Origin of the sequence: Clostridium sp. (assembly GCF_018372875.1) — a bacterium.
GTDB lineage: Bacteria > Bacillota > Clostridia > Clostridiales > Clostridiaceae > Clostridium.
In genome coordinates this window covers 31,079-45,111 of sequence record NZ_JAHAIF010000011.1, presented here as the reverse complement: position 1 = coordinate 45,111, position 14,033 = coordinate 31,079, and the positions used below count along the sequence as shown (strand labels likewise).

Here is a 14,033-nt window from a genome sequence, read left to right as displayed (position 1 = left end):
CATAATTATTTTTGTGCTTTAAGAGATTCTTGGTATTGGCGTACTGCTTCTCTTAAAGCCTTTTCTTTTGTTAATGGAGTAATAGGATCTAGATATAACTCCTCAACCTTCTTTGCTATTTTTCTAGCACTATCTGAATCGTTAATTATTATTAGTACATCTTTCACTTTTTCATCTCCTTAATGTAACTTCTTTATTAGTAGGTACATGATAAAATGTGTAGCTTTCTGCATCTTTTTTTACGAATAAAAATTCTTGATAATCATATCCATAGTCATTTAAAAGTACTATGTGTCTAATTTTTAAATCCTTTAACCTTTTTGATTTACACATATGCGAACACCTCATTTACTACGAATATTAAAGTAAATACACTACCTAATGTTAAAAAAGTAAACCTAATTTTATCTATTCTTCTTCTACTATCTGAATAACTAACTAGTCCAATTATTATAAACAATGATTGAAATAACATAGATGTAATAGATAAAACAACTCTTCCCATTTCATTCATTTAAACTACCTCCTTTTGTCATCGCCCCTTAACATATGGTAATATTATGTTGAAAGGGGGTGTTTTTTTATGTTTGATTGGTTTATTTCTCTATCTACTGAAAATAAAATTGAAATAATATCTATGCTAGCTACTTCAATAACATCTATAATTTCTATTTTTATTGCCGTAGCCACACTAAAACAAAGTAATAAAATTCAAAAAGAAAGTAACAGACCATATATAGCTATATCTCTAAATTACATACATATTTCCAAGCGTAATAAATATATTATTGTAAAAAACTATGGAAACACTGCTGGAATAATAAAGTCCATTTCATTCTCTAAAAAGTTAGGATTTGAAATCGATAGGTTTAATGAACCTTTTGCTAATATAGCTAATACTGTACTTGCTCCTAATCAAGCTATAACAACATATGTTGAATTTGAACCTAACTCTAAACCAATAGAAGTTACTATAACTTATACTTCTTTCTGTGAAACTTTCACAGAAAAGTACACCTTAAATCCAGCATTTAGTTCTGACTTGGTATCTAAGAAACATACCGTAAACAGCTATAGTAATACTGAAAATTTAATATTAAATACAACTGAAGAATTTATTCGTTCTCAATATTAACAAACGAATTATCCTCCATTAAATCAATAGATTTTTTTAGTATCATTTTAGATAAGCCGAAATTAATTCGATACTTTTGAATAATTTTTAAAATCTCAATGCAAATTTTATCTGCATCTTTTTCATATATATATTTTCCGTTATCATAAAATTTGATTTGCTCTTGAACTTCTACTTCAGGAGCAGTTTTTTCTAACTCATCAACTGCATATTTTAAAGCTTGTACATCTTCACTTTTTGTTTCAACTTCCTCAAAATTTTCAAAGCTATACAATAAATCCTTTAATTGTGTTAATGCTTTTTCTTTATTCATCTAAATTACCTCTCTTTCTAATACCATTCGATTTGACCATCACGCTCTATAACGTGTAACCAGAATAATTCTTTTCCTTCTGAATTAACAATTCCAACTGTTAAGTTGCCTTTCTTATCTAAGTTACTCCTTGTTACTCTTAATCCAGTCCCTTCTTCATAGATCTTCTTAAATCTCTCTAATAAACTTTTACTCATATCAAATACCGCCTAAACATCTAGCTTACCCTGATTGTTAATCATGTCTATTTCTTCTTGTAAATGAAATGGTGCTTTATATGATTCAGCTAACTCTATGGCCTTACTTAAATACTTTCTTTTTATAGCTTTATATTTCTTTACATTAAATTGACCTTTTATGTAGTCCCACACATTTCTGTATACTTTCTTTGAAAGTGATTTATCACAGTATGCCGGACTGTTATATCCACCTAAAGCTTTTGTTCCAGCTCTTCTTACTACAGCTTGTAATTCTTCAGGTTCATCACCTATTAAAGGCAAGTCCTTTTTAAAATCTTCAAAATCATTTCTTACATCTTGTGCTTCTTCTTTTGCTTCTAATGCGGTTTGCTTTACTTCTTTCATTTCATGTAAAGATTGAATAAGTACATCTTCTATACAAGTTGGCTTGGTTTGATTTTTTAGTGCTTGCTCCATCTTATTAAATGCTTCTATATATTTAAGCTTCCATTCCAAAGCTTTAGATCCAGTAAACCCCATTACTAAAAGAGAAAATCCGTCTCTAGTTAAAAGATATTCTTTATAGAATTGTTTATTTTGTGGATGTTGATATTCAGCTTCTATAAATAGGTCTGCACAATTTTGAGCACCCCCTATATTAGCAATTAAAGTTTCTATATCTCTCACAACATTTCTATGTTCCTTTTCAAAGTCATCTGAAATTTGCCTACTAGTTACTACCAAATGACCACCTTGATTTAAAATATTGATTAATTTATTCATAGCTTGTCCTCCTTATTTTTTATTACACTGATTATCTGCCCATTCTTGTAACTTAGATTTGTTTACATACCATCTTCCATCCATCTTAAAGGCAGGAAAATCTTCTCTTAATAAAAGATTACAATACATTTTGTTATGTCCCACTCCTAAAACTGTCATAGCTTCTTGGGGTGATATTAGAATTGACAATTAACCCACTCCCTTATCCTGTTATTTTTAAATCTCTGAAAATTTCATCTGTAGTACATCCATAAGTATCTGCCATTCTTTTTATTAGTTGTGCCGAGGGAGTCCCACTCCACCCTTGCTCTAACTTATAGAACGTACTTTTACTTATTCCCAAACATTGAATAGCTTCTTCTTGTTCTATACCTGCATTTAATCTTCTTAGTCTTATTGGTGTTATTTTCATATGCTTGTCCTCCTTTCTTTTACGATATTTTTGTTATGTTATGTGAAATGTTTGTCTTGGTGTGCTTTAATAATATCCTAAAACAGGATATTTTAAAACTTTTATTATATCACATTTTAGGATATCTAATACAATTATCTCTTTATTACTAAAATTTTCTTTAGTTATCGCAAAATTGCTATTGATTTTATCTCATTTAGTGATAAAATAATCCCATGAGGTGAATTGTTATGTTAGGTGATAAAATCAAAAATTTAAGAAAAGGTATGAATTTAACACAAGAACAACTGTGCGAAAAAATTGGTATAGCACAATCTACACTAGGAATGATTGAAAGCAATAAGAGGGAAGCTGGTAAAAAAACACTTCTTAAAATAGCGGATTTCTTTGGTGTTACTGTAGATTATCTTTTAACAGATGATGAAAGTGGGCTTAATGAAAAAGATAAAAAATCTATAACTAAAGATTTAAAAAAACTTATGGATGAATTTAGAGATGGTACTGATGGGATAGCTTATTATAATGGTCAAGAATTGGATGAAAATGACTTAGATCTAATTGAATCAGCTATGAAAATCGCATTAGAACAAATAAAGATAAAAAATAAGGATAAATATACACCAAAAAAATATAAAAAATAGGTGGGATGAAACTTGACAAGCGATTATATAAAAAGAGTTATTGAGAATTTAAAAATTAAATTTAAAACATCATGTCCGTATGAACTTGCTTCTGCATTAGATGTAATTATTATTCCAGTGCCATTGGGCAAAGTTTGGGGAATGTATAAATATGTAAAACGTACAAAAGTTATTTATCTAAATGAGAATTTAAATGAATACGAAAAAAGATTTGTGTTAGCTCACGAATTAGGGCATGCAGTATTGCACACTAAATCTAATTGCTTTTTTACTAATACAAAAAATATAAATAAAATAAAAAAAGAGCATGAAGCTAACTTATTTGCTGCACAATTTCTAATTAATTTTTCTAATATTGATGAACTATATCTAAAGGAATATTCAATTGATCAACTTGCTTCTTACTATAAAGTTCCTATTGATTTATTAGAATTTAAATTAAAAGAAAATAAACTGATGTAAAGAAGGTGATAAATTTTGCCTAGAAGCATATATAAGAAAAAAATCAAGAATGGTAAAGAATACTTTTTTTATAGACTAAAACACCCTAATCTGAAAACCCCAAAAGATATATACGCAACAACTGCAAAAGAGCTTAAAGAAAAAATAGATAAAATTAAATTTGACCTAGACTCTGGCCTAAAAGATACTAAAGAATCTTTCGGAGCATTTTTTGAAAATTGGCTATTCAATATACACTTTTTAAAATTAAAAGAAGGTTCAAAAAATGTATACTATAGTATGTATAATCAACATATAAAAGATAGTTTTATATTTAATGTTAAATTAAAAGACATTTGCACTCTTGATTTTCAAAAGTATTTTAATGATTTATTGAAAAGTAAAGTTTCTGTATCTACAATCACAAATATTTATAAGCTAATGAAACCAGCTATAAGATATGCGTATAACAATGATTATATAAGAAAAGATTTCTCTTCTGCTATTGTTTTACCAAAAGAAAGTGAACAAATTAGAATGGAGAAAAACAATAAACAAAAATCTTTTACAGCTAAGCAACAAGAACTATTTGTTAATGCTATAAAAGGTCATAAAATGGAAGTTCTCTTTTTGACTGCCCTGTATACAGGTATGAGACAAGGTGAGTTATTAGCTTTAACCTGGGATGATATAAATCTAGATGAAATGTATATTGATGTAAATAAAAATGTTGTCAAAACAGCTTATGTAGATGTGGATAGCAAAGGTTCTTACAAATATGAAGTTCAAACTCCAAAAACTTTATCTAGTATAAGAAAAGTTTTTATTCCTTCATTGCTTATTGAACCACTACAGTCACTAAAAATAAAACAAAAGGCTCGTTATAAAAAACTAGGAAATCTATATCATTTAGAATTGAATTTAGTTTTTTGTAATTCAAAAGGATTCTATTTAGATGCAGGTAATGTAAGAAAGAAATTTAAAGAAGTTGCAAAAGAAATTGGTGCTCCTGATGTTACATTTCATTCAATGCGTCATGCTTATGCAAGTAGACTTTTTGAAAATAATGTTAAGGATAAAACTGTTCAAAAATTATTAGGTCACAGTAATATATCCACAACTTTAAATATTTATACACATGTTCAAGAAGAAATACTTAGATCTGCTGTTAATACTTTTGAGGGGCAAAAGGGGGCAAAAAAGGGGCAAATTGAAATTTAGTAATTTTATATACATCCGTAAAACTAGTGTTTTCAATGCTTTCCGTATCGTAAAAATAAAAAAACCGTAAGCATTTCGCTTACGATCTTTGTGGCAGGGGCAGTAGGATTTGAACCCACAACCAATGGTTTTGGAGACCACTACTCTACCGTTGAGCCATACCCCTTCAAGACAAGTTTGATTATATAATAATCTTATTCAAAAATCAACTTTTTTGTTCAAAAAAATATTTCTAATATGAAGCATGAATAAAATCTATTCATGCCCATCATTATTCTCTTTAACTGAAAAATAATTATAAAATGTATTATAATTATCTAATAATACTTTCCTAGCTGAATCGGCTCCACTATATCCATTTAATTCAATAGTATTAAAGTTTGCATCTTGAAAAACTGTTTCCTTATCCTTTAAAACTATAAGCTTAGCTGGATCTATCCTATTTTCATTAATAATCTCCTGTATAGTTTTACCATCAAGTTTTATTGGAGATATTCCTATATTCCTATAGAAATAATCTAACTTATCATCTAAAGCAATATATCTATATTCCTTTATAACTGACTTTTTATCATCATATGTTTTTAAAACTTCATCTATACTCTTAATAACCTTATTATAATTCTCTTCATAAAGCTCCCTATTTTTAGGATCTTTCTCTTGAATAGCAACTTTTATATTATATAATGCTATCTTATACTCATCATATCCAACCATATAGTATGGATTTTCCTTACCTGAGTTTTCTCCTGTAAGATTAATTGTTCTAATTCCTCTAGAAGAATTAATAATTCCTAAGTTGCCCTTGTTAAGATTGGAAATCAACTCATCACACCAAGGTTCCATTATATTTCCATTATAAAAGAACAAGTCCATATTTGAAATATTACTTATGGTTTCATCTGTATATTTAAAGTCTTTAGATGCTTGTTCGTCATTAAACATATATTCAACATTGTGCTTATTTCCAACAATATCTTTTACCATTTCATATTGTATCTTATTACAAGTAATAATATTTAAATAAACATCTCTGCTTGTATCTTCTCTATCAATCGTATTTGCTATTAATGGATTAGAAGAAACTCCTATCCCCAAAAATAGTAGAAATGTTATTAATAACATTCCAAAGGTAACCTTTTTCAATATATCACCCCCTGGTATTTACCAGTTTATTCCTTATTACATATTATATCAATATATAAAATTAAAATGTATACAAAATTATTACAAATTTTCTATTCATATAAAAGAAATTTTACACTTTCCACAAAAAATTTTCAACCTTTAATATGTGGTAAGGTGATAAATACTTTTCTTTTATCTCCTTTTTGGATAGAATAATAAGATAGAATAGTTTTTGAAAGGGATTTTACATATGATTTTTGAAGTTAAAAGTATAGATGAAACTACTAAAATTGGTTTCAACTTAGGCAAACTTTTAAATCCTGGTGATATTGTTTGCTTAACTGGTGACCTTGGTACAGGAAAAACTCACATAACAAAAGGAATAGCTAAAGGTCTTGATATAAATGAAAATATAACTAGTCCAACATTTACTATTGTAAATGAATATGAAAGTGGACGTTTAAAGTTAAATCACTTTGACGTTTATAGGGTTAGCGATCCTGATGAAATTTATGCAATAGGATTTGATGATTATATTTTCTCAGATGCTGTTTCTATTATAGAATGGGCTAACTACATAGAGGAAATATTACCAAAAGAGTACATACATATACACATTTCAAAGGACTTATCTAATGGGGAAGATTTTAGAAATATTAAAATCACCCCTTATGGAGATAGATATGATTACGTAAAGGAGCTAAAAATATGATAGTTTTAAGTATAGACTCTTCATCTAAGGTAGCTACTGTTGCACTACTTAATGATGATACTTTACTAGGTGAATATGTTATTAATGACAAGAGGGAACATTCTGTTTTATTAATGCCTATGATTGAAAATCTTTTAAAGGATTGTGAATTAACAATAAATGATATTGACGGATTTGTTGTTTCTAAGGGTCCTGGTTCTTTCACAGGTTTAAGAATCGGTATGGCTACAGTTAAGGGATTAAGTTTTGGAGCAAACAAACCTTATATAAGTCTTTCTTCTCTTGATGGATTAGCTTATAGCATTTCTCACTTTAATGGAATCATTTGTCCAATTATGGATGCATTAAGAGAGAATGTTTATACTGCTCTTTATAAAAATGAAGATGGAGAATTTAAAAATATAATGGAGCCAACCCCTATGGAACTTCCTGATCTTTTAGAAATGCTAAAAGAAAAAAATGAAGAAGTTATATTTACTGGTGACGGATTACTTAAGCATAAGGAATATATTAAGGAAAACTTCACTAATGCAAAATTTGCACCTAACCATGTAAGCTTAACTAGAGCTTCATCTATAGGTGAATTAGGTCTTAACCTTTTAAAACAAGGAATTAAGGATGATCCAAACTCTGCTCCTGTTTATTTAAAGAAGCCTCAAGCTGAAAGAGAATTAGAAAAGAGGATGAGAATGAGTGAGTAATATATCTCTTAGTTTAATGGAAGAATGTGATTTAGAAGATGTTTTAGAAGTTAGCTCTTTATCTTTAAAGGAATCTTGGAGTAAAGAATCTTTTAAAAAGGAACTTTCTAATCCTCTAGCTAAATACCTTGTTGCCAAAGAAAATAATAAGGTTATTGGTTTTGCTGGTGTTTGGACAATTGTTGACGAAGGTCATATTACCAATATTGCCGTACACCCAAACTTTAGAGAAAACGGAATTGGTAGCATGCTTCTTTCTTCTTTAATAGAACACTGTAAAAATTGGGGTTGCACCTCTCTTACTTTAGAAGTTAGAGCTTCAAACACTCCTGCACAAAATCTTTATAAAAAGTATAACTTCAAAGAAGAAGGTATACGTAAGAAATATTATAAAGACAATAACGAAGATGCCATTATAATGTGGTATAGATAATCTTTATTGATAATAAAAATATGAAAGCTTAACTAAAAAGAGAAATGGCTAGCCATTTCTCTTTATTATTTACTCTTAACTAAATATCTTTCTAATTCTTCCCTTAACTTACTTACTTCCCTAAGATGGATTCCTTTTATTCCAACTTGTTCTCCAGCAATAATATTTTCATTTACATCATCAATAAATATACATTCTTCAGGCTTTAGATTATATCCATCCAATAATTTTCTATATATCTCTAAGTTTGGTTTAATTATTTTCTCTCTATAAGATACTACTCCACCATCAAATGATCTAAAGAACGAATATTCTTCAGATACAACTTGAAATGCTTTATCATGAAAATTAGATAGAAAAAATAATTTATATCCTTTTTCTTTTAATTCGCCTATTATTTCTACTGTTGATTCTATTGGTTCTAACAAGGAGTACCAATTATCAAAAACATTTCTAATATCCTCCTCTAACTCAGGGTTATTTCTACAAATTTGTTCAATAGCTGTTTCCTCTGCTATTCTCCCTTCATCTAGCATAATCCACTCATGTCCTCCAAATATGATATTACGTAGCTTGTCTATCTTGTCCTTATCTTCAATTTTACTTTTCAAATACGCTAAATTATCATATTTAAGAACTACATTACCCAAATCAAAAATTATGTTTTTAACCATTTCCCATCCCCCCTACTTGTATTATAACTTTAATTACTATACAATCCTATCTTTTAATATTAAATATCAAACCTCATACTTGAGTTTTTCTCTATTTATTCATATAATTACATTAGTTAAATATTAGGAGATCATATAATGCTAAATAAATTTGATATAGACTTTTTAGAAAACCACACACAATTTTATAGTAAGTTAACTAAGGAAGATAAAGATATCTTTAATTCCAAAGCAATTCATGTAATGTATTCAAAAGATGATTCTCTTTACTTTTCTGATAAAAATTGTAATGGGTTTATAACTGTATTAAGCGGTAGCCTTAGAGCCTTTCTAACCTCTGAAGAAGGTAAAGAAATAACATTATATAGACTTGAAAAAGGTTATTCCTGTATATTATCAGCATCATGTATTTTTAAAAACATACAGTTTAGTATAAATATTGATGCTTTAGAGAATACAGAAGCAATAGTATTACCTAGTGAATATTTACAAAGGTTTTCTCAAAATAACATGTCACTTAATCAATATATCTTAGATTTAACTCAATCAAGATTTTCTGAAGTTATGTGGATTATGCAAGATATTGTTTTTACTAGTTTTGATAAGAGACTAATAAAATATCTTGAAAGCTTTAATGAAAAAGTTATAAAAGTTACTCATGAAAGTATAGCTAATGACCTAGGAACAGCAAGAGAGGTTGTTTCTAGAATGCTTAAATATTTTGAAAAAGAGGGTATGGTTAAACTTTCTCGTGGATCAATTACTATAATAGATTTAAATAAAAATAAATAAGAATTTACAAATGTAACTTCCTATTTATAACCTTGTGTGTTAGTATTTCTTATTAGTAGGAGATGGTTAAATTGATGAAATACATTAAGACAAGCATACCCTTTATATTATGTCTTCTAACACTTCCTGTTTATATATATCTATATAAATATTCATTAAATGGATTCTGGATTTTATTTGTTCTTGAAAGAGTTTTAACGCCTTTCTTGGGAAAGAAAATTGAAAATTTACTTGATGAGGATTTAGATGAAAATTTAAATGAAGAAGAAGCTATATCTGCGGGGAAATTCACTATATTTTTAATTATATTTTGCCTAGCTACTATTAGCATATTTATTTATATACTATTTAAGTATCCAAGATTATTTATTTTAATTATGATTGGTGAATGCATAGATAAGGTTTTAGAAAAAATTATTTGTAATATACGAGAAAATCGTAAAAAAAGAGGCTTTTAATCAAGAAAAGAAGACTGTAGCAATTCTAATACAGTCTTCTTTTCTTAATTAAAAATTATAAATAGTTCTATCTTCAGTTATTATTCCTGAAACATCCTCTAACTTAGCAAATTTATAAAATTCGTCATAGTTATACTTTTCTTCTTCCATAACTAAATAACTCTTGTTTGAATTATCTATTATAGTCTTTTTTGTAGCTCCATCCTCCATAAATAAAGTACTTATATTTCCTGTCTCTTCATTAATTCCACAAACTCCTATAAATGACTTATCAAATGTAAACTGACTAATATATTGGTTAGTAAATGCACCAATCATAGCACCAACCCTTTTGTTAAACTCTCCACCAACTATAATAATAGTAATATTTTCATTACTATCATTCAATTTATCTACTACCTGGGGCATATTAGATACTACAACAATTCTTTTAGAGCTACTTTTAATTATTTCAGCTAGTTCTAAATTTATTGAAGAAACATCTAAAAATATAATATCTCCATCTTCTATTTCATTAAAAGCTTTCTTTGCTATCTCACGTTTTTTAGTATTATTTATATCTCTTCTCTCATTAATATGTTTAATATCATTATGACTTCTATTAGTTATAGCTCCTCCATGAACTCTTTTTATTTTCCCACACTTTTCTAGTTCTCTTAAATCTTTACGGATACAATCTTCTGTTACTTTAAATATCGAAGCTAGATCTTTAACAGACATTCTTCCTTTATCCTCAACCATACCAACAATTTTATCATAACGTTCTTCTAAAAACATTTAATCATCCCCTTAAATCTATTAACTTTATTATATCATATTATTATCATTTATTATTGTTTATTATTATTTGTTATTGTTTATTATTTCTTTTAGGACTATAATTAAATTGTAATATAGCGTAATAGGATTTTAAAATTCCTAGCGTAATATATTAAAAGAGAGAGCTAATTGAAGCTCTCTCTTTGTCGTCACCGCTTTTCTATAAAAGCTTTTGCCAATATCCAACGTTTAACCACTTATTATTTTTAAATCCTATTTCTTCAAACTCTGCTATCTTTTTAAATCCAAACTTTTCATGAAGAGATATACTTTCTTTATTTGGAATTGTTATTCCTGAAACAATAGTATGTACACCATAACCTTTAGAAATTTCTAGTAACTTGGAAAACAGTTCTTTTCCTATACCATGACCCTTTTCATTTCTATCTAAATAAATAGATGCTTCATTTGAATATCTATAAGCAGATCTACTATGCCATCCACTTAAGTATGCATATCCAATAACTTGTCCATTTCTTTCATAAACAATCCAAGGATGCTTAGCCGTCTTTTCAATTATTCTTTCTTCCATATCGTCTACTGTTAACTGCTTTTCTTCAAAGGTTATATTAGTGTTTAATATATAGTAATTGTATATATCCACTATTGCCTTTGCATCACTCAACTTCACTTCTCTAATCATAAATGTGCCCTCTTCCATATTTTTTATTTAATTATAACAAAAAATGGCTAAGATTTTTATCCTAGCCATTTTTTATTCTATAAAGCTTCTAATGCAATAGCATTTAATAAGCTCCATGGTTTATTAAAGTGTGGTTGGAAGAAGAAATCAGTCATTGCTAATTCTTCAACTGTCATTTTATTTTGAATTACAACTGATAAAGTATTCATCATTTGTGTTAGATCAATCTTTGATATAATTTGCCCGCCTAATATTTCCCTGGTATCTTTGTTGTATACAAGTTTAACCATTGCTTCTTCAAAAGTAGGCATAAACTCTGGTCTGTAATTATCTTTAATTGAAACAGAAGCAACATTAAAATTAGTTGTAGCCTTAGCTACTTCTTCTGTCATTCCAGTAGATGCAATACATTGGTCATATATTTTGATACCTGAAGTACCTTGAGTTCCCATATACTTAAGCGTAGGTTTCTCAATATTTCTTGCTACTAAAGTCCCCATTCTAACTGCGTTTGTAGCCAAAGGAATGTATCTTTCTTCATTAGCAGGATTATATTTAACAACACAGCAATCACCAGCTGCAAATACATCCTCTCTACTTGTTCTCATATATTCATCAATTATTATTGCACCATTCTTTAATGTATCTAACTTACCTTGAACAAGTTTAGTTGCTGGTGCAAATCCAATACAAAGTACTACTAAATCTCCTTCATAGCTTCCCTTATCAGTTACAACTTTTTGAACTTTACCATTCTCTCCTTCAAATCTTGCAACCTTTTCTCCAAGAACCAATTTAACACCTTTAGACTTAAACTCATTTTCAGCTATATCTGTGAATTCCTTATCTAAGTATTTTGCCATTATTCTTTCTTCGGCATCAATTAAAGTAACATTCTTCCCCTTTAATTCAAAAGCTTCAGCAAGTTCAACCCCTATATATCCTGCACCAATAACAACTACATTTTTAGCATGTTCTGTCTTTTTAACAATAACTTCTGCATGGTCATGATTCTTACATAAAACTATATTTTCTAAATCTCCACCTTCAAACTTTGGTACTATTGGCCAAGATCCTATAGTTAAAACTAATTTATCATAGTAATCCTCAAATTCTTCTCCGTTTAATAAATTTTTAACCCTTAACTTTTTATTATCAAAATCTATATCTAAGACATCATGTTTCATTTTAGTTACTACACCAGACTTAGCTAAATTTTCTGGAGAGTTATAAAATAATTTCTTCGGTTCAGCTATTACTCCACCAACTTGTAAAGCTATTCCACAAGATAGAAAAGAAATATTATCATTTCTTTCATATATAGTAACATCACATTCTGGATGCATTTCCTTTAAATTAACTACTGTTGCTGTTCCAGCATGAGTACAACCTACAACTACAACTTTCATTGTTTCCCCTCCTCGGATAATTTATTTTTATTAATAATAATTCTCCTTAATTGTACATCTTAAATAAATTTTTGTAAATGTTAATTTTTTATCATTTTTTCTATTACATATCTATTATCTCACTATAAATCAGCTATTATTCCTAATTTCTTTCATTTGCATACTCTTAGAACAAATATCTATATAATCTTCCAAATTGTTTACATTTCCAAAGAAAGTACTCTCCTTTGGAAATATATATCTAACACTTATACACTTTAATAATTCTTTAACTGAATAATTTTTCTTTTCAATTGAGGCTCTTATTATATTATTTACTTTTTTATCATATACTCCACAAAGAGGTTGGGATGAACCATTAGTAAAAGTTATTAAAGCATCTTCATCAAATTCATATGTACCTAATTTTTTTATATATTCTTCCCTTACTAATGGCATATCACTTGAAAGAATTACAACTTTACTGTTTCTGCTTTCATTTAAAGATTTATAAATTCCTGAAATTGGACCTATATCTTGGATATCATCTTCAACTATTTTTGATATTCCACTATAGTTACTAAATAATTTTTTATTGCTACATGAAATTATAATTTCATCAAAGTTTGATATTTTCTCTATAATAATATCCAAAAACTTTTTCTCCCCTATTTTTAAAAAAGCTTTATTTTTATATCCTTTACTACTTTTTCCCCCACATAGAATAATTGCAGTCCTTTTTATCAACATGTTTACCATCCTTTATTAATTTAATTTGTTTTATCATGCTTTCTAAGTTTTCATCTATAGTCTTCTTTAAAGTATTTAAACACCCACTAAATCCCAAAATATATCTCTTTGAATCAAAAGCCATAAATATATTGTCAGTTTTGCTTAAATCTTTCTTCCAAAAAACTTGATGAAAGTTCCCATTAAGTGCTTCTTTTCTTACTTTCTCCAAATTAGAGGTATAAATAATAGTTGCATTAAAGTTATTATATAAATTATCTTCCTTAATAACTTCTCCTCCAAATGCTATTATTTTTTCTGTTATATATCTTTCTACTTCCGCTGCCCCATCTTCAATAATTATTGCCACAGGGATTCTATTTAAATCATTTTGATACTTATCCATATACCAATTCCCCCAACTTATTTCT

24 protein-coding genes and 1 tRNA gene are annotated in these 14,033 nt (G+C 28.1%); 9 read left to right on the top strand and 16 right to left on the bottom strand.

Annotation, left to right across the window (positions count from 1 at the left end; genetic code table 11):
* Positions 1-5 precede the first annotated feature (5 nt).
* The 3 genes from KIB46_RS05655 to KIB46_RS05645 are packed head-to-tail and all read right to left on the bottom strand — an operon-like array spanning position 6 to position 514.
* Positions 6-167 carry a hypothetical protein gene (locus tag KIB46_RS05655; RefSeq protein ID WP_271841796.1) on the bottom strand — a complete coding sequence of 54 codons (162 nt, stop codon included), beginning with the start codon at positions 165-167 and terminating at the stop codon, positions 6-8.
* 4 nt (positions 168-171) lie between these two features.
* Positions 172-333: a hypothetical protein gene (locus tag KIB46_RS05650; RefSeq protein WP_291671133.1), complete on the bottom strand. Its 162-nt coding sequence runs from the start codon at positions 331-333 to the stop codon at positions 172-174.
* Entirely contained in the window at positions 326-514 is a 189-nt protein-coding gene (locus KIB46_RS05645; RefSeq protein ID WP_291671132.1) for a hypothetical protein, read from the bottom strand. The genes KIB46_RS05650 and KIB46_RS05645 overlap by 8 nt, the downstream gene beginning before the upstream one ends.
* Positions 515-583: 69 nt before the next feature.
* On the opposite strand from KIB46_RS05645, the gene KIB46_RS05640 reads away from it, so the two are divergent.
* On the top strand, positions 584-1,135 hold the full coding sequence (locus KIB46_RS05640; protein WP_291671131.1) for a hypothetical protein: 552 nt from the start codon (positions 584-586) through the stop codon (positions 1,133-1,135).
* On the opposite strand, the gene KIB46_RS05635 is transcribed toward KIB46_RS05640, so the two are convergent.
* The 5 genes from KIB46_RS05635 to KIB46_RS05615 are packed head-to-tail and all read right to left on the bottom strand — an operon-like array spanning position 1,116 to position 2,822.
* A complete protein-coding gene (locus KIB46_RS05635) occupies positions 1,116-1,448 on the bottom strand; it encodes a hypothetical protein (protein ID WP_291671130.1) in 333 nt (110 codons plus the stop codon). The genes KIB46_RS05640 and KIB46_RS05635 overlap by 20 nt on opposite strands.
* A gap of 17 nt (positions 1,449-1,465) precedes the next feature.
* The gene (locus KIB46_RS05630) at positions 1,466-1,645 is read right to left on the bottom strand and encodes a hypothetical protein (protein WP_291671129.1); all 180 of its coding nucleotides are present in this window, start codon (positions 1,643-1,645) and stop codon (positions 1,466-1,468) included.
* Between the two features lie 12 nt (positions 1,646-1,657).
* On the bottom strand, positions 1,658-2,410 hold the full coding sequence (locus tag KIB46_RS05625) for a Rha family transcriptional regulator (RefSeq protein WP_291671128.1): 753 nt from the start codon (positions 2,408-2,410) through the stop codon (positions 1,658-1,660).
* Positions 2,411-2,422: 12 nt separating this feature from the next.
* A complete protein-coding gene (locus tag KIB46_RS05620) occupies positions 2,423-2,599 on the bottom strand; it encodes a helix-turn-helix domain-containing protein (RefSeq protein WP_099313650.1) in 177 nt (58 codons plus the stop codon).
* A gap of 13 nt (positions 2,600-2,612) precedes the next feature.
* Complete coding sequence (locus tag KIB46_RS05615; protein ID WP_099313649.1) at positions 2,613-2,822, bottom strand: helix-turn-helix transcriptional regulator; 210 nt, start codon at positions 2,820-2,822, stop codon at positions 2,613-2,615.
* Between the two features lie 230 nt (positions 2,823-3,052).
* Between KIB46_RS05615 and KIB46_RS05610 the strand changes: the two genes are divergently transcribed.
* The 3 genes from KIB46_RS05610 to KIB46_RS05600 are packed head-to-tail and all read left to right on the top strand — an operon-like array spanning position 3,053 to position 5,125.
* The gene (locus KIB46_RS05610; protein WP_099313648.1) at positions 3,053-3,463 is read left to right on the top strand and encodes a helix-turn-helix transcriptional regulator; all 411 of its coding nucleotides are present in this window, start codon (positions 3,053-3,055) and stop codon (positions 3,461-3,463) included.
* Between the two features lie 12 nt (positions 3,464-3,475).
* On the top strand, positions 3,476-3,925 hold the full coding sequence (locus tag KIB46_RS05605) for an ImmA/IrrE family metallo-endopeptidase (RefSeq protein WP_099313647.1): 450 nt from the start codon (positions 3,476-3,478) through the stop codon (positions 3,923-3,925).
* Between the two features lie 15 nt (positions 3,926-3,940).
* Positions 3,941-5,125, top strand: coding sequence for a site-specific integrase (locus KIB46_RS05600; RefSeq protein ID WP_099313646.1), 1,185 nt, complete (start codon positions 3,941-3,943; stop codon positions 5,123-5,125).
* A gap of 91 nt (positions 5,126-5,216) precedes the next feature.
* Here the strand turns inward: KIB46_RS05600 and KIB46_RS05595 are convergent.
* Both KIB46_RS05595 and KIB46_RS05590 read right to left on the bottom strand, forming a co-directional pair.
* Positions 5,217-5,291: transfer RNA gene (locus KIB46_RS05595), tRNA-Trp, on the bottom strand.
* An 89-nt stretch (positions 5,292-5,380) separates the two neighbouring features.
* Positions 5,381-6,271 (bottom strand): zinc ABC transporter substrate-binding protein, encoded by an 891-nt coding sequence (locus KIB46_RS05590; RefSeq protein WP_291671127.1) that lies wholly within the window; start codon positions 6,269-6,271, stop codon positions 5,381-5,383.
* 232 nt (positions 6,272-6,503) lie between these two features.
* On the opposite strand from KIB46_RS05590, the gene tsaE reads away from it, so the two are divergent.
* The 3 genes from tsaE to rimI are packed head-to-tail and all read left to right on the top strand — an operon-like array spanning position 6,504 to position 8,099.
* A complete protein-coding gene (tsaE, locus tag KIB46_RS05585; RefSeq protein WP_291671126.1) occupies positions 6,504-6,965 on the top strand; it encodes a tRNA (adenosine(37)-N6)-threonylcarbamoyltransferase complex ATPase subunit type 1 TsaE in 462 nt (153 codons plus the stop codon).
* Positions 6,962-7,666 carry a tRNA (adenosine(37)-N6)-threonylcarbamoyltransferase complex dimerization subunit type 1 TsaB gene (tsaB, locus tag KIB46_RS05580; protein WP_156561376.1) on the top strand — a complete coding sequence of 235 codons (705 nt, stop codon included), beginning with the start codon at positions 6,962-6,964 and terminating at the stop codon, positions 7,664-7,666. The genes tsaE and tsaB overlap by 4 nt, the downstream gene beginning before the upstream one ends.
* A gap of 16 nt (positions 7,667-7,682) precedes the next feature.
* Positions 7,683-8,099 carry a ribosomal protein S18-alanine N-acetyltransferase gene (gene rimI, locus KIB46_RS05575; RefSeq protein ID WP_156561392.1) on the top strand — a complete coding sequence of 139 codons (417 nt, stop codon included), beginning with the start codon at positions 7,683-7,685 and terminating at the stop codon, positions 8,097-8,099.
* Between the two features lie 65 nt (positions 8,100-8,164).
* Here the strand turns inward: rimI and KIB46_RS05570 are convergent, their stop codons facing one another.
* A complete protein-coding gene (locus KIB46_RS05570; protein WP_156561375.1) occupies positions 8,165-8,773 on the bottom strand; it encodes an HAD family phosphatase in 609 nt (202 codons plus the stop codon).
* A gap of 138 nt (positions 8,774-8,911) precedes the next feature.
* Between KIB46_RS05570 and KIB46_RS05565 the strand changes: the two genes are divergently transcribed.
* Together KIB46_RS05565 and KIB46_RS05560 are read left to right on the top strand one after the other, a co-directional pair.
* Complete coding sequence (locus KIB46_RS05565) at positions 8,912-9,565, top strand: Crp/Fnr family transcriptional regulator (RefSeq protein ID WP_156561374.1); 654 nt, start codon at positions 8,912-8,914, stop codon at positions 9,563-9,565.
* Between the two features lie 74 nt (positions 9,566-9,639).
* Positions 9,640-10,023 carry a hypothetical protein gene (locus KIB46_RS05560; RefSeq protein ID WP_291671125.1) on the top strand — a complete coding sequence of 128 codons (384 nt, stop codon included), beginning with the start codon at positions 9,640-9,642 and terminating at the stop codon, positions 10,021-10,023.
* Between the two features lie 48 nt (positions 10,024-10,071).
* Here KIB46_RS05560 and KIB46_RS05555 read toward each other — a convergent pair whose 3' ends face one another.
* The 5 genes from KIB46_RS05555 to KIB46_RS05535 form a co-directional block, all read right to left on the bottom strand.
* Entirely contained in the window at positions 10,072-10,800 is a 729-nt protein-coding gene (locus KIB46_RS05555) for a DeoR/GlpR family DNA-binding transcription regulator (RefSeq protein ID WP_156561372.1), read from the bottom strand.
* 202 nt (positions 10,801-11,002) lie between these two features.
* The gene (locus KIB46_RS05550) at positions 11,003-11,485 is read right to left on the bottom strand and encodes a GNAT family N-acetyltransferase (protein ID WP_156561371.1); all 483 of its coding nucleotides are present in this window, start codon (positions 11,483-11,485) and stop codon (positions 11,003-11,005) included.
* Positions 11,486-11,562: 77 nt separating this feature from the next.
* Complete coding sequence (locus KIB46_RS05545) at positions 11,563-12,894, bottom strand: FAD-dependent oxidoreductase (RefSeq protein WP_156561370.1); 1,332 nt, start codon at positions 12,892-12,894, stop codon at positions 11,563-11,565.
* 129 nt (positions 12,895-13,023) lie between these two features.
* Entirely contained in the window at positions 13,024-13,623 is a 600-nt protein-coding gene (locus KIB46_RS05540; RefSeq protein WP_291671124.1) for a molybdenum cofactor guanylyltransferase, read from the bottom strand.
* Positions 13,577-14,008, bottom strand: a complete 432-nt coding sequence (locus KIB46_RS05535; RefSeq protein WP_291671123.1) for a hypothetical protein — start codon at positions 14,006-14,008, stop codon at positions 13,577-13,579. The genes KIB46_RS05540 and KIB46_RS05535 overlap by 47 nt, the downstream gene beginning before the upstream one ends.
* Positions 14,009-14,033 lie beyond the last annotated feature (25 nt).

What these genes read in the sequence shown, in the direction of transcription:
- KIB46_RS05650 (WP_291671133.1), bottom strand. Translation starts at nt 333, where the DNA reads ATGTGTAAATCAAAAAGGTTAAAGGATTTAAAAATTAGACACATAGTA.
- KIB46_RS05645 (WP_291671132.1), bottom strand. Translation starts at nt 514, where the DNA reads ATGAATGAAATGGGAAGAGTTGTTTTATCTATTACATCTATGTTATTT.
- KIB46_RS05640 (WP_291671131.1), top strand. Translation starts at nt 584, where the DNA reads ATGTTTGATTGGTTTATTTCTCTATCTACTGAAAATAAAATTGAAATA.
- KIB46_RS05635 (WP_291671130.1), bottom strand. Translation starts at nt 1,448, where the DNA reads ATGAATAAAGAAAAAGCATTAACACAATTAAAGGATTTATTGTATAGC.
- KIB46_RS05630 (WP_291671129.1), bottom strand. Translation starts at nt 1,645, where the DNA reads ATGAGTAAAAGTTTATTAGAGAGATTTAAGAAGATCTATGAAGAAGGG.
- KIB46_RS05625 (WP_291671128.1), bottom strand. Translation starts at nt 2,410, where the DNA reads ATGAATAAATTAATCAATATTTTAAATCAAGGTGGTCATTTGGTAGTA.
- KIB46_RS05615 (WP_099313649.1), bottom strand. Translation starts at nt 2,822, where the DNA reads ATGAAAATAACACCAATAAGACTAAGAAGATTAAATGCAGGTATAGAA.
- KIB46_RS05610 (WP_099313648.1), top strand. Translation starts at nt 3,053, where the DNA reads ATGTTAGGTGATAAAATCAAAAATTTAAGAAAAGGTATGAATTTAACA.
- tsaE (WP_291671126.1), top strand. Translation starts at nt 6,504, where the DNA reads ATGATTTTTGAAGTTAAAAGTATAGATGAAACTACTAAAATTGGTTTC.
- tsaB (WP_156561376.1), top strand. Translation starts at nt 6,962, where the DNA reads ATGATAGTTTTAAGTATAGACTCTTCATCTAAGGTAGCTACTGTTGCA.
- rimI (WP_156561392.1), top strand. Translation starts at nt 7,683, where the DNA reads ATGGAAGAATGTGATTTAGAAGATGTTTTAGAAGTTAGCTCTTTATCT.
- KIB46_RS05570 (WP_156561375.1), bottom strand. Translation starts at nt 8,773, where the DNA reads ATGGTTAAAAACATAATTTTTGATTTGGGTAATGTAGTTCTTAAATAT.
- KIB46_RS05565 (WP_156561374.1), top strand. Translation starts at nt 8,912, where the DNA reads ATGCTAAATAAATTTGATATAGACTTTTTAGAAAACCACACACAATTT.
- KIB46_RS05560 (WP_291671125.1), top strand. Translation starts at nt 9,640, where the DNA reads ATGAAATACATTAAGACAAGCATACCCTTTATATTATGTCTTCTAACA.
- KIB46_RS05555 (WP_156561372.1), bottom strand. Translation starts at nt 10,800, where the DNA reads ATGTTTTTAGAAGAACGTTATGATAAAATTGTTGGTATGGTTGAGGAT.
- KIB46_RS05550 (WP_156561371.1), bottom strand. Translation starts at nt 11,485, where the DNA reads ATGATTAGAGAAGTGAAGTTGAGTGATGCAAAGGCAATAGTGGATATA.
- KIB46_RS05545 (WP_156561370.1), bottom strand. Translation starts at nt 12,894, where the DNA reads ATGAAAGTTGTAGTTGTAGGTTGTACTCATGCTGGAACAGCAACAGTA.
- KIB46_RS05540 (WP_291671124.1), bottom strand. Translation starts at nt 13,623, where the DNA reads ATGTTGATAAAAAGGACTGCAATTATTCTATGTGGGGGAAAAAGTAGT.
- KIB46_RS05535 (WP_291671123.1), bottom strand. Translation starts at nt 14,008, where the DNA reads ATGGATAAGTATCAAAATGATTTAAATAGAATCCCTGTGGCAATAATT.